Here is a 12,635-nt window from a genome sequence, read left to right as displayed (position 1 = left end):
CGCTGCGGGCAGCGGGCGCAAGGCGTTCCTCAACGACGTCGTGTGGGGTGTCGCCCTGATCCCGGCCATGGTGGTGGCTGCCCGTGTGGGCAGTGTGGCCGCCTTCGTGCTCGCCTGGGGCGCGTCCGCCACGGTGGCGGCGGGCTACGGCTGCGTCCAGTCCGGCATCCGGCCCCGGGTGGCGCAGGCACGCGGATGGCTGCGCGAGCAGCGTGACCTCGGCTACCGGTACCTGGTCGAGAACGTGAGTCTCAGTGGCGCGAGCCAGTTGCGTGCGTACGGGGTCGGCGTGATCGTCGGGGTCAGCGCGGTAGGGGCCGTGCGGGGCGCCGAGCTCCTCATGGGCCCGTTCCTCGCCGTACTGATGGGGCTTTCGCTGGTCACCGTCCCGGAGGCGGCACGGGTACTGCGCAAGGCCCCGCAGCGGCTGGCCAGGTTCTGCCTGCTCCTCGGCGGGGGGCAGGCCGCCGGCTCGTTGCTCTGGGGCGCGGCGCTGCTGCTGGTACCCGGACGGCTCGGCGAGCTGGCACTCGGAGACGTCTGGCACTCCGCCTCCCAGCTCATCGTGCCGATCAGCCTCGGCGTCGCCGGCGCGGGCCTGGGCACCGGCGCGGCGGCCGGGCTGCGCGCGCTCGGCGCGGCCCGGCGCAGCCTGCGCTGCCAGTTGTTCGCCTCCGTCTGCTACGTCGGCGGCGGGCTCGGCGGCGCGGCCGCCGCCGGCGCGGTCGGCTCGGCCTGGGGCGCCGCCGCCGCGACCGTCAGCGGCTCGGCCGTGTGGTGGCTGCAACTGCGCTCCGCCCTGCGCGAGCACGCTCAAGAACCGATCCGCGAAGTGAGGACGTCATGACAGCGCAACCCAGGCTGAGCATCGGCCTGCCCGTCTACAACGGCGAGGAGTACCTGGCCGAGTCGTTCGACGCCCTGCTCGGCCAGACCTACGAGGACTTCGAGCTGGTCGTCTCCGACAACGCCTCGACCGACGGGACCGAGGACATCTGCCGCCGGTACGCGGCGAAGGACTCCCGCATCCGCTACCTGCGGCTGCCCCGCAACATCGGCGCCACCCCGAACCACAACCTCGTGCTCGCCGAGTCCCGCGGCGAACTGTTCAAGTGGGCCTCGCACGACGACCTGTACGGCCGGGACCTGCTGCGGGTCTGCGTGGAGGCGCTGGACGAGCGACCGGAGATGATCCTCGCGCACACCGGCCAGGCGGTCATCGACGGCGACGCCCGCGTGAAGGTCCCCTACGAGTACGGTCTCGCCACCGAGTCGCCGCACGCCCCGGAGCGCTTTCGCAGTCTGCTGTTCGAGCCCGGCGGCGACGACTTCTACGGGGTGATGCGGACCGACGTGCTGCGCCGTGTGAAGCCGATGGACAGCTACCACCACGCGGACCGCACCTACGTCGCCGAGATCACCCTGCACGGGCCCTTCCACCAGGTGCCGCAGGTGCTGTACTTCCGCCGCGACCACCCCACCCGGGCCGAGCGGGCGAACCCGTCCAAGCGTTCCCGGTGCGTCAACCTGGACCCGCGCCGGGCCGGCTTGCTGCACCCGACGCCCCGGCTGCTCGCCGAGTACGTCTGGGGCTTCGCCTCGGCGATCCGGCGGGCGCCGCTGTCCCCGGCCGACCGGCGCGCCTGCTTCGGCCATCTGGCCGCGTGGATGACCAGCCGGGTCCGGCCGGGCGCCGGCGAGCGGGTCGAGGACCGCGCCCCGGCCGACCCGGAACGGCTCGCCGTCTCCGTCGACGCCCTGGTCGCCGGCCGTGAGGGCAGGCAGTCATGACACCCGCGCACGGAAGACCGGTGCGGGTCGGGGTGTTCGGCCTGCTCGGCTCCGGCAACCTCGGCAACGACGGCTCCCTCGAAGCCGTACTCGGATACCTCCGGGACCGGCACCCGGGAGCGGCGGTGGACGCGCTGTGCGGCGGGCCCAAGGCCGTCACGGCCCGGTACGGGATCCCCGCGACGCGGCTGCACTGGTACCGCGGGGAGTACCGGACCGCGTCACGGCTCGGCGCGGTCGCGGGCAAGGGGCTGGGCAAACTCGTCGACGTCTTCCGCACCGCCTCCTGGGTGCGGGGGCACGACGTGGTGATCGTCCCGGGCATGGGTGTCCTGGAGGCCACACTGCCGCTGCGGCCGTGGGGCTTCCCGTACGCGCTGTTCCTGCTGTGCGCGTCCGGCCGGCTGTCCGGCACCAAGGTGGCGCTGGTCGGCGTCGGCGCCGCGCCGATCGGCAACCGGGCGACCCGGACCCTGGTGCGCTGGTCCGCGCGCCTTGCCGCGTACCGGTCGTACCGCGACGCCCCCTCCCGTGACGCCATGCGGGCGATGGGCGTGGACACCGCGCGCGACGAGGTCCACCCGGACCTCGCGTTCTCCCTGCCGGCCCCGACGGTGAGCACTCCCCCGGACGCGCCGGGACGGGTCTGCGTCGGTGTCATGGCCTTCCACGGCAGCGACGACGACCGCGCCAGGGCCGAGGAGATCCACCGGCGCTACCTCGACGGGACGACCCGGTTCGTCCGGACCCTCGTCGAGGAGGGCAGACCGGTCCGGCTGCTGACCGGCGACCAGGTCGACGCGCCGGTGGTCGCAGCGATCCTCGACGCGGTGGACTCGCCGCTGGTCACCGTCGCCGAGACTGCCTCACTGGCCGACCTGATGAAGGAGACGGCTGGCGCCGGCGCTGTGGTGGCTACGCGTTACCACAATCTGATCTGCGCGCTGAAGGCCGGCACACCGACCCTCGCGCTCAGCTACGCGGCCAAGAGCGACGCGCTCTTGGCCGGGATGGGGCTGGGGACGTACATCCATCCGGCCCGCGAGGTCGACGCCGACCGGCTGCTCGAGCAGTTCCGGGAGCTGGAGAAGAACTCTGCTGACCTGCGGCGGACCCTCGCCGAGCGCAACCAGGACGCCGTCCGGCACCTCGACCGCCAGTTCACCGCCCTGACCGCGGCCCTGTTCCCGGCGGCCGACGACGCCCACGCCCCGCGGGAGACCCCATGAGAGCGACCGAAGTCCCGGCGATCACCGGTGCGTTCCTCTTCGAGCCGACCCCGTACGCCGACGAACGCGGCTTCTTCTGCCGCACGTTCGACGCCGACGTCGTCCGCTCGGTGGGGCTCGACCCGCACGCCTTCATCCAGGACAGCGTGTCGCGCTCGGCCGGCGGCGTGCTGCGCGGACTGCATCTGCGCTCCGGTGCGGGCGAGGCCAAGCTGGTGCGCTGCTCGTACGGACGGATCTTCGACGTCGTCGTGGACCTGCGGGCGGACTCTCCGACGTACCGCAACGTGGCCACCTTCGAGCTGTCCGGCGAGACCCAGGCGACCCTGTACATCCCGGCGGGGTGCGCGCACGGCTTCCAAGCGCTGACCGAGACCGCCGACACCTCGTACCGGATCGACCGCCCGCACGATCCGGCCGAGGACGTGACGATCGCCTTCGACGACCCGGAACTCGCCATTGCCTGGCCGCTGCCGGTCACATCGATGTCCCGACGGGACCGTGAGGCGCCGAGCCTCGCCGAGGTCCTGAAGCACAGAGAAAGTTGAGGTACCCGTGGACACCGAAGAGCTCCACCTGCCCCTGTCGCGGACCGCCAACGAGCGGCTGCACGCCCTGATCCCCGGGGGCGCACACACCTACGCCAAGGGCGACGACCAGTACCCCGAGGACCTGGCCCCGGTCATCAGCCACGGCAGCGGTGCCCACGTATGGGACATCGACGGCAATCGCTACATCGAGTACGGCTCCGGGCTGCGGTCGGTCAGCCTCGGCCACGCCCACCCGCGGGTGAACGAGGCGGTACGGCGCGAACTCGACCGCGGCAGCAACTTCGTACGGCCGTCCATCGTCGAGGTCGAGGCCGCGGAACGCTTCCTGGCCACGGTGCCGACCGCCGAGATGGTGAAGTTCGCCAAGAACGGCTCCGACGCCACGACCGCCGCGGTGCGCCTGGCGCGTGCCGCCACCGGGCGTCCCCGGGTGGCGATCTGCGCCGACCATCCGTTCTTCTCCGTCGACGACTGGTTCATCGGCACCACGCCGATGTCCGCCGGCATTCCGTCGGAGACCAACGAACTGACGGTGACGTTCCCGTACGGGGACCTGGCCGCCACGGAGGAGCTGCTCACCCGGTACGAGGGCGAGGTCGCCTGTCTGATCCTCGAACCGGCCGCCCAGTGCGAGCCGCCGCCCGGCTACCTCGCCGGGCTGCGCGACCTGGCCGACCGGCACGGCTGCGTCCTGGTCTTCGACGAGATGATCACCGGCCTGCGCTGGTCCGAGGCGGGCGCCCAGGGCCTGTACGGCGTCGTGCCCGACCTGTCCACGTTCGGCAAGGCGCTGGGCAACGGATTCGCCGTCTCCGCGCTGGCCGGGCGCCGCGAGCTGATGGAGCGGGGCGGGCTGCGGCACTCCGGCGACCGGGTGTTCCTGCTGTCCACCACGCACGGCGCGGAGACGCACTCCCTGGCGGCCGCGATGGCCGTGCTCACCACCTACACCGAAGAGGGCATCACCGCGCGGCTGCACGCCCTCGGCGAGCGGCTGGCCGCCGGTGTCCGGGCGGCCGCGGCCGATGCGGGCGTCGGCGACCACATCGTCGTCCGGGGGCGGGCCAGCAATCTGGTCTTCGCCACGCTCGACGAACACGGCCGGCCGTCGCAGGAGTACCGCACCCTGTTCCTGCGCCGGCTCCTCGCGGGCGGGGTGCTGGCCCCGTCGTTCGTGGTGAGCAGCGCGCTGGACGACACCGACATCGACCACACCGTCGAGGTGGTGGCCCAGGCCTGCGCGGTCTACCGCAAGGCACTGGACGCGGCCGACCCCACCCCCTGGCTGGTCGGCCGACCGGTGAAGCCCGTGTTCCGCCGCTTGGTGTGATGTGACGTGATGTGCGGTGACCTGACGTCAGCGGTGTTCCCGGCGAACGGCGTCGACCGCCGGATCGCCTGACTGACCCGCCGCGTGATCGGCCGGTCGATCGGCCGGTTGATCGACTGCCCGCTCGGCCGGCCGGTCCGTACGCCGGTCGGCGCCGCGGCCGGGCATCCGGCCTGGCAGCCGATCGGCCGGCCGGCCGGAGATCCGGTCGGCTGTCCGGTCGAGCAGCCACGCGGTCGCCGGGACCACCGCCAGCGCGGTGCACCAGCCGCCGAGGGCGTCGGTCGGGTAGTGCGCGCCCAGGGTGACCTGCGCCCAGCCCATCGCCGTGCCGGTGATCAGCGCGGCGGCGAGTACGAGTGACAGTCCGGCCGCCCTGCCGAGGCCGGGCCTGCCGGTCGCGGTCAGCGCCACGGCCAGCGCGAGCGCGGTGGCGAAGGCGGTGTGCCCGCTCGGGTAGGACAGGTGGTCTCCGTGGATGGTGCGTCCCACGACGGACTTGAGCAGTGTCGCCGTCACCACGGCCACCCCGGCCCCGGCGACGACGAGCACCGCCGCCCGAGGACGCCGAAACAGCAGGCAGCCCGTCACGATGACCCCGACCAGCAGCACCGATCCCCCGGGCTCCCCCAGAAAGTCCAGGGCCAGCGCGACATGCCGCCACCGCGGCCCCGCACCGTACAGCGCCGTCCCGATCCGCGCGTCCACCGTGCCGGGCTCGCTCTCGCCGCCGTACCGGACACCGAGCACGACGACCACGAGCGCGGCAAGGAGCGCGGTGAGCCCTAACCACCTGCGCAGCAACGGCGGCACCACGGGCGCCGACCGGCCGGTCACACGCCCACCGCGTCCGGTCGCCCCGCGGCGCTTCGTAAGCCGTCCGTTCCGCCTTCGGTGACTTGCCTGTCCGTCATGTGCAGCACTGGTTCATGCCCCCGTCCCCGTGCAACCACAAGCCGCGGCCCTGTCCAACGCTCCGGCCATGGGCACCGCGAGCGGTCTCCGCTCGCCACCCTAACCAACAATGCGGGCGCGCCACACGGCGGTTGGGAAGTCCGCGGTGACGCGGCGCGAAGCGCGCCGGCACTTCACGGTCAGGCGGGTTGCCAGAGTTCGATCCGATTGCCCTCCGGATCGGTGACCCAGCCGAATCGGCCGATACCCTCCATGTCCTGTGTCTCCTTCGCCACGTCCGCTCCCTGGGCCCGCAGTTGCGCGAGCATCGCCTCCAGGTCGCCGACCCGGAAATTGAGCATGGTCTGCTGGGCGCCGGAGCCGAAGTAGTCGGTATCGGCCGCGAACGTCGCGAACACCGTCGGCCCGTCTCCCTGATGCCACACACCGTTGTCGTCGACGTCCAGACCCAGGCAGTCGCGATACCACGCACTCAATGCCACCGGGTCGGTGGCCCGCATGAAGTACCCGCCGATTCCAAGCACGCGTTCCATACCGCCATCCTCCCACCCGCACGGACCGACGGCCCGCCCGTCACCGGCAGATCCCGACGGTGATCACCGGGATGGACCGACCGGAGCGTGCCTCCACTCCGTCGCCGGCCTTCAATAGTGAGGTGCGTCGTGCGGACCGAGGCCGTTAGGGTGCGCCGTCATGGGCACGGACATCTACGGCGGTATCGAGTTTCGTCACACCTACGCCGGCACCGACGACTATGACGGCGAGCCTTGGGTGACCGCCATGGATCTGTGGCCGCTCTACGACGAGACCGACTACAAGGCGTTCGGCCTCCTCTTCGGAGTGCGCAACTACGCGGGCTTCCCGCCGCTTGCGGCCGCTCGTGGTCTTCCCGCTGATCTGTCGAGCGGTATGCGTTCGCATCTGGGCTCGTGGATCGAGCGAGGCGAGATGGACGGCGCGAGCTGGGTCAGCTGGGGAGAGCTCGCCTCCCTCGACCCTGCGACTGAGCCGGAGCACTTCGTGGGCGAACCACCGACCGCGGGCTCCGTCCTGGGTGCGAAGACTCACTGGCCCCATGTCTTCGCCGTGATGAAGGCTCTGGCCGGCCGCTTCGGTGACGACGGGGTCCGCCTGGTCGTGGCGTTCGACTGAGAGCGCAGTGCCCGGAGTTTCCTGCAGATGCCGACGGCGTGCCGGGCCCTTGTGGGGTCGGCACGCCGCCGTGTCGTCACCGTGTCCGAGGGGCGAATCCAGCCGCCCGGAGACGGTGTGCGGGGTCAGTGACGGTTGCCGCCCCGACGGTGGTCGTCACCGTGGCCGCGGTTGTCACCGTGGCCGCGGTTGTCGCCCTGGTGGCCGTTGCGGCCCCAGGACTCGTCGTCGACGAAGCGGCCGCGGTTGTCGCGCAGGGTGATGGTGCCGCGGTCGTTGTCCCAGACGTGGTTGCGGCGGTCCTGGTACAGGTCGGTACGGGTGTCACGGCCCTGGCCGGTGTGGATACGGACCGTGCCGTGTCCGCCCAGGCGGTAGTGGTGGAAGACGTAGGTGCGGCCGACGTTGTCGCGCAGGGTCCAGCCGTCGAGGTTGACCGCCTGGCGCGTGGTGTTGCTCAGCTCGACCCATTCCTTGTTCAGCGAGCGATCGGAGCGCTCGTCACGTCCGGGGGAATCGGCCTGCACGGCCGTGATCTTCACCTGCGGCTGGTGCGGCCGGGCCACTCCGGCAGCGGACGCCGGCAGCGCCGCCACGCCCACCACGGCGCCGGCCGCCAGCGCGGCAGCGGCCAGACGGCGAGCGGAGAGGGAGCGGGCGTTGGCAAAGACAGATGCGGACATGAAGTCCCCCTGATGGTGCGGGCGTCGGTGCGGAAGCGGCCTTGCGGGCCGCCGCGGCACCGACGCGGTGTACGAGGGCACGGCCCCTTTTTGCGGCCGCACACACACTCTGTCCGCAATGCGGAGGCTTTGAGCTGGAAACCGGCTGCTGTTACAAGTTGCCCATATTTCCGTGACTCTTGGATGTATCACTCATGTATGTCGGCAGTGCCCGTACTTGACGCCCTCACAGACTGACGACCCGTGCGGGCGTTGGGGATCACCGCCCGATCGCCGCTCCACACCGGGCCGGGAGCGAGAAGGCCGTCACCCGAAAGTGAGTAACGGCCCTCCGCTCCGTGGTGACCCGTGCCCGCCCTGTCGCCGGTACCGGAGCACCCGGCCTGCTCAGCCGGCCGTCCCGGTCGGCCGTAGACGCTGGTTCAGCCCGGCGGCCCTGGCCGTGAGGTAGCGCTGTTCGGGCGTGCTGGCGGTCAGGGCCGCCGCGAGGCGGTAGTGGTGCACGGCCGCCTCCGGCTCTCCGGCCATCTCCAGCAGATGGGCTCGCACCGCGTGCGCACGGTGATGACCGGTCAGCGGTCCGCGGCCGCCGTCGTCGAGCCGGTCCAGCAGGGCCAGGGCGGCGGCCGGGGTGTCGGTCATCGCGAGGGCGACCGCGCGGTTGAGGGTGACCAGCGGACTGCCCGTCACCTGCTCCAGCAACTCGTAAAGGCCAAGGATCTGCGGCCAGTCGGTGTCCCTGGTGTGGGCGGCGCGGTCGTGGACGGCCGCGACGGCGGCCTGCAACCGGTATTCGCCGGGCCGTTGCCCGTGGACGAAGGTGCCGATCAGCAGCGCGGTGCCTTCCCGGACCAGGCGCCGGTCCCACAGGGTGCGGTCCTGCTCGGCCAGCGGGACCAGCTCGCCGTGCGGGCCGGTGCGCGCGGGCCGGCGGGCCTCGGTCAGCAGCATCAGGGCCAGCAGCCCGGCCGCCTCGCCCTCGTCCGGCAGGATCCGGTGCACCTGCCGGGCCAGCCGGACGGCCTCACCGGAGAGGTCCGCACGGTGCAGCGTCGTACCCGCGGAGGCGGTGTAACCCTCGTTGAACAGCAGATACAGCACGCGCAGCACGGACCGCAGCCGCCCCGGCCAGTCGGGCGAGCCCGGCACGGGTACGTCGAACCGTACCGCCGACGTCTTCAGGCGCTGCTTGGCCCGGCTGATGCGCTGGGCCATCGTCGCCTCGGGCACCAGGTAGGCGGCCGCGATCTGGGCGGTGGTCAGGCCGCCGACGGCCCGGAGCGTCAGGGCGATCGCCGAGGCGGGGGTGAGCTCGGGATGGCAGCACATGAACAGCACCGCCAGACAGTCGTCGGCTGCCGGGATCTCGGCCGGGGCCGGTTCCCTCGCCACCCGTTCCTCGCGCTGCCGTCGTGCCGTCTCGCTGCGCACCTGGTCGGTGTAGCGGCGCGTGGCGGTCCGCAGCAGCCAGCCCCGCGGGCTCTCCGGCACCCCGTGCTCGGGCCAGTGCCGGGCGGCGGCGATCAGGGCTTCCTGGACCGCGTCCTCGCATGCGTCGAAGTCGCCCAGCCGTCGCACGAGCAGGCCGAGGACCTGCGGCGCCAGCGTGCGCAGCAGGTCCTCGACGCAGGGCCGTCCGGTCACAGGTCGAACGCGGTGTCGTTCATCACCTGCCGCACCTGGACCGGCTGCTGTGTGGGCACCCCGCCGGGGCCGGGCACCGCCGAGATCCTCGCGGCGATCTCCACGGCCCGCGCCTCGGACTCCACATCGACCACGTTGAACCCGGCCAGGACCTCCTTGGACTCCGGGAACGGGCCGTCCGTCACCACCGGAGCAGCGACGCCGTCCGAGCGCACGATCCGGGCCAGGCGCGGGTCGGCCAGCCCGGTGAAGTGCACCATCTCACCGCTCTCGACCAACTCCTCGGTCAGCGCCGCGTAGTAGTCGAAGTGCGCCGCGATGTCGTCGGGGGCCCACTCGTCCATCGGCTGCTCGAACACTCCGCCGTCGTGGTCGACCATGAGCAGGAACTTCGGCACGTGAACTCCTTGATCGTCAATGCGGCCCGGCCGGGCGCGCTCACCCCATGAACGGAGCCGTCGAGGGGTTCTCTACATCGCCTGGAAGAACTGGCCCCGCTTTGCCGACCCGATCAGGTTCAATCGCCACGAGGACGAGGAACCTGCTTCCACCCCTCGACCGACTTGGTGACGAACATGGCTCGGTACACCTCGCGGGTCCACACCGTCGCGCCCTCCCCGTACTCGTGCAGCTCCTCGAACGCTTCTTCCGCGGAGTCGTAGCTGTGCTTACGACCCTTCGCGTCCTTGATCATCCACTCTCTGTCGGGCAGCCCGGCAAGCCCCATACCCACGACGATTTTCCTCCCCATTCGAGTTCGCAAGATCGTAACCGCTTCGCCAGGGACGAAATAGGGACGCGGGAACGGCTCCGCCGTCAGCCGTTCCCGGGCGCCGGCCCGACGCCGACGACGTGGGCCGTGGGCGCCGTGGGGACGTCGGCGCCCACGGGGACGGTCAGAAGCGTCGGACCTCGACGCCCCGCTGCTCCAGCGGTGACACGACGGCGTCCAGGAACTCGGCCCGGTCCGCTCCCGCGCCGACCACATCGGCCGGGATGACCATCGGCCGGCCCCCCGCGGATATGTGCACGCCCTCGCTGGAGAAGACGACGATCTGCGTCGCCTGCTCCCAACGGATCGCCCTGGCGCGGCCGCGGGCCGTGCCGACCAGACCGTGGTCGTAGACGTAGACCGCCATCCGGGCCCGCACCATCCCGCGCACCGCCCGGATCAGGCCGATCAGAACACCCGCGAGCAGAGCGATGGCCAGCCCACGGAAGATTCCCGTCCAGCCCGAATCCTCGAACCGGGACAGGACCAGCCCCATCACGGCCAGGCCGGCCGCCGAACCGACCGCGAGCACGATGCCACGCAGGGCCTCGCCCGCCCTGCCGGGCTCCCGCCGGGCCAGCCTCAACGCCCCGAGGCCTGCGGCGGCCGAGCGGACACGGTCGGTCTCCAGCGCCGGCTGCCAGGTCGCCGGACCGCTCTCGGCCCACTGCGGCGCGCGGGATGCCGCGGCCGTCCCCGCTCGGTCTTTCGGATCCCGTTCTGCCATGAATGTCCTCCTGAATATCGGAATCGCGGTCGTCGGCGTGTGCCGGGCGTCCGGGCGCACCCGCCCCGTCGTGGGTGCCGGAACTCGACCGCGAAATCTCGGCACGGGCCCCAACTCCTTTGGAAGCCCTGCCTGTTGCCGGTGATTATGAGGCGCCTCGCTTGGCATGCGGTCCGGTTCCCGTGTTTGGGGACCCGTTCGTCGCGGGGCCGCATTCGGCATTGTCCCGGTGCAGGGGTAATTGCCCTGAGAAGAAGCCGAGTCGGCTGCCCGTCGGGCAGTCCCGCACCAAGGCCTGAGCCCGGGGCCTTGGAGCCGGAGGAGCCTGTGCCGCCGTGCGTCGTCGCGCATCAGCTCACCAACTGTATTTTCTGTTATGCCAATTGACACAACATCACGCCTCCCCCTAGCTTCTTGCCATGCCCGAAACAAGAGGGCGAGGTCGCCCCCGCAAGGACCCCCAGGCACCGGCCCGTTGGACTCCGCCGGAGGGCTGGTCCCGGCTGGTGGCATGGGTCTCGCCCGAGGAGAAGAAGGCGCTCAAGCGCGTCGCGGTCGAAGCCGAGGTGTCGGTGGCCGATCTGGTGCGCTCCCTGGCGGGCGGACTGGCCGCGGGGGTGATCGACGCAGAAGAACTCATCCGACAGGTCCGAAAGGGTATGCAGGTCATGGAGAAGATCCCCACCCTGTTCGAACGGGACGACCACTTCCGGGTCATCGACCGGCCGCGCGCCGAATGCGCTTGGGTCTTCGCGGGCGAGGGGACTCCGACCGAGAAGCTCGACGGCACCAACGTCCGGCTCACCGTTCGTTCCGGCCGGCTGGTACGGGTGGAGAAGCGCCGAAACCCCAGCAAGGCGCAGAAGCAGCAGGGCATCGTGGACGGCTGGTACGTCGACACGGACGAGTACGCGGCCGACGACAAGTGGATCCTGGCCGCCGCCCGCAACACCGACGTCTCCGGCTGGCCGGACGACGAGCACCCCTGCGAGGCACTGGGCCCGCGCATCCAGGGAAACCCCCTGGCACTGGACGACCACCTGTGCGTGCCGTTCAACCTCGAGATCCCGATCTACCAGGACGTGCCGCGCAGTTACTCGGGCCTGCGGGACCTCCTCGACAAACTCGAGAGCCGGTACGCCCCGGGGCACCTGGCCGAGGGAATCGTGTTCCACCACCCCGACGGGCGCCGCGCCAAGATCAAGCGCAAGGACTTCCCGCAGAGCAACTGACGCTCACCACGCCTGACTCGGTGTCGCCGGGGACGGCCCGGCGGCACCGCGGTCAGGACGGGATGCCCGACCTCGGGGGGCCTGGACCGGTCAGCCCGCTGTCACGCTCCCCGGCGCCTCCGCCCGCCTGAACCCGTGACTGCGCTCCACCTTCGCCACATGCAGGGTGTAGCTCTCGTACCACCGGTCCCGCCCGCGCTGCTGCGCCGCGCGGTGCTCGGCATGGGTCCGCCACTGCGTGAGGGCGTCGGCGTCGCGGAAGTACGCGACCGTGATGCCCAGCCCGCCAGGGGTCTGCGCATGGTCCATCCCCAGGTACCCGGGAACGTCCTTCACCAGCTCCTCCATGCGTGCGTTGGTCTCGCCGTAGCCGCTCTGGTCCTGGGTTCGCACGGTGGTGAAGACGACGGCGTAGTAGGGGGGTTCATGGGCCTCGAAGGGCTCGACAGGTGCTTCCGGCTGATCGCTCATGGCGTCACCGTAGGGCGGGATGCGCCCCGCGATCCAGCGTCTTTCCCGACGACGCTTCAGCGCGCGGCACGGGGTGTACGTGAACCCCTTGCGGACATGCCGGACCGGCAGTGGTGCGACCGCCCTCGTGGGGTGGTC

At 71.5% G+C, this 12,635-nt stretch carries 14 protein-coding genes and 1 pseudogene; 7 read left to right on the top strand and 8 right to left on the bottom strand.

What is annotated here, in order from left to right; genetic code table 11:
- The 5 genes from ABT085_RS35170 to ABT085_RS35150 all read left to right on the top strand — a co-directional run.
- On the top strand, window positions 1-847 hold an 847-nt coding region (locus tag ABT085_RS35170), incomplete at its 5' end, for an MATE family efflux transporter (RefSeq protein WP_502982876.1).
- Complete coding sequence (locus tag ABT085_RS35165; RefSeq protein ID WP_351617424.1) at window positions 844-1,791, top strand: glycosyltransferase family 2 protein; 948 nt, start codon at window positions 844-846, stop codon at window positions 1,789-1,791. The genes ABT085_RS35170 and ABT085_RS35165, both read left to right, overlap by 4 nt.
- Entirely contained in the window at window positions 1,788-3,020 is a 1,233-nt protein-coding gene (locus tag ABT085_RS35160) for a polysaccharide pyruvyl transferase family protein (protein ID WP_351617416.1), read from the top strand. The genes ABT085_RS35165 and ABT085_RS35160 overlap by 4 nt, the downstream gene beginning before the upstream one ends.
- On the top strand, window positions 3,017-3,568 hold the full coding sequence (rfbC, locus tag ABT085_RS35155; protein ID WP_351617414.1) for a dTDP-4-dehydrorhamnose 3,5-epimerase: 552 nt from the start codon (window positions 3,017-3,019) through the stop codon (window positions 3,566-3,568). Before ABT085_RS35160 ends, rfbC begins: the two co-directional genes overlap by 4 nt.
- Window positions 3,569-3,575: 7 nt before the next feature.
- The gene (locus ABT085_RS35150) at window positions 3,576-4,901 is read left to right on the top strand and encodes a glutamate-1-semialdehyde 2,1-aminomutase (protein ID WP_351617412.1); all 1,326 of its coding nucleotides are present in this window, start codon (window positions 3,576-3,578) and stop codon (window positions 4,899-4,901) included.
- 183 nt (window positions 4,902-5,084) lie between these two features.
- Here the strand turns inward: ABT085_RS35150 and ABT085_RS35145 are convergent.
- Together ABT085_RS35145 and ABT085_RS35140 are read right to left on the bottom strand one after the other, a co-directional pair.
- Window positions 5,085-5,738: pseudogene (locus tag ABT085_RS35145) on the bottom strand (phosphatase PAP2 family protein); the annotation flags it as partial.
- Between the two features lie 257 nt (window positions 5,739-5,995).
- Window positions 5,996-6,349 (bottom strand): VOC family protein, encoded by a 354-nt coding sequence (locus tag ABT085_RS35140; protein WP_351617409.1) that lies wholly within the window; start codon window positions 6,347-6,349, stop codon window positions 5,996-5,998.
- Window positions 6,350-6,509: 160 nt separating this feature from the next.
- On the opposite strand from ABT085_RS35140, the gene ABT085_RS35135 reads away from it, so the two are divergent.
- Window positions 6,510-6,968, top strand: a complete 459-nt coding sequence (locus ABT085_RS35135; protein ID WP_351617406.1) for a hypothetical protein — start codon at window positions 6,510-6,512, stop codon at window positions 6,966-6,968.
- Between the two features lie 125 nt (window positions 6,969-7,093).
- Here the strand turns inward: ABT085_RS35135 and ABT085_RS35130 are convergent, their stop codons facing one another.
- The 5 genes from ABT085_RS35130 to ABT085_RS35110 form a co-directional block, all read right to left on the bottom strand.
- The gene (locus ABT085_RS35130) at window positions 7,094-7,651 is read right to left on the bottom strand and encodes a lamin tail domain-containing protein (protein WP_351617403.1); all 558 of its coding nucleotides are present in this window, start codon (window positions 7,649-7,651) and stop codon (window positions 7,094-7,096) included.
- A 387-nt stretch (window positions 7,652-8,038) separates the two neighbouring features.
- Complete coding sequence (locus ABT085_RS35125) at window positions 8,039-9,295, bottom strand: RNA polymerase sigma factor (RefSeq protein WP_351617401.1); 1,257 nt, start codon at window positions 9,293-9,295, stop codon at window positions 8,039-8,041.
- The gene (locus tag ABT085_RS35120; RefSeq protein ID WP_351617399.1) at window positions 9,292-9,693 is read right to left on the bottom strand and encodes a YciI family protein; all 402 of its coding nucleotides are present in this window, start codon (window positions 9,691-9,693) and stop codon (window positions 9,292-9,294) included. Before ABT085_RS35120 ends, ABT085_RS35125 begins: the two co-directional genes overlap by 4 nt.
- A 119-nt stretch (window positions 9,694-9,812) precedes the next feature.
- Window positions 9,813-10,028 (bottom strand): hypothetical protein, encoded by a 216-nt coding sequence (locus ABT085_RS35115; protein WP_351617397.1) that lies wholly within the window; start codon window positions 10,026-10,028, stop codon window positions 9,813-9,815.
- A gap of 163 nt (window positions 10,029-10,191) precedes the next feature.
- Window positions 10,192-10,794 (bottom strand): hypothetical protein, encoded by a 603-nt coding sequence (locus tag ABT085_RS35110; RefSeq protein ID WP_351617394.1) that lies wholly within the window; start codon window positions 10,792-10,794, stop codon window positions 10,192-10,194.
- A 419-nt stretch (window positions 10,795-11,213) separates the two neighbouring features.
- Here ABT085_RS35110 and ABT085_RS35105 point away from each other — a divergent pair, with 419 nt between their 5' ends.
- Window positions 11,214-12,026 (top strand): hypothetical protein, encoded by an 813-nt coding sequence (locus tag ABT085_RS35105; protein WP_351617392.1) that lies wholly within the window; start codon window positions 11,214-11,216, stop codon window positions 12,024-12,026.
- Between the two features lie 90 nt (window positions 12,027-12,116).
- On the opposite strand, the gene ABT085_RS35100 is transcribed toward ABT085_RS35105, so the two are convergent.
- Window positions 12,117-12,497, bottom strand: a complete 381-nt coding sequence (locus ABT085_RS35100; RefSeq protein WP_351617427.1) for an antibiotic biosynthesis monooxygenase family protein — start codon at window positions 12,495-12,497, stop codon at window positions 12,117-12,119.
- Between the last annotated feature and the right edge of the window lie 138 nt (window positions 12,498-12,635).

Origin of the sequence: Streptomyces sp. NPDC002265, from assembly GCF_040296125.1 — a bacterium.
Classification (GTDB): domain Bacteria; phylum Actinomycetota; class Actinomycetes; order Streptomycetales; family Streptomycetaceae; genus Streptomyces.
The sequence above is the reverse complement of the archived record's forward strand: the minus strand, read 5'-3'. Positions and strand labels throughout refer to the sequence as shown.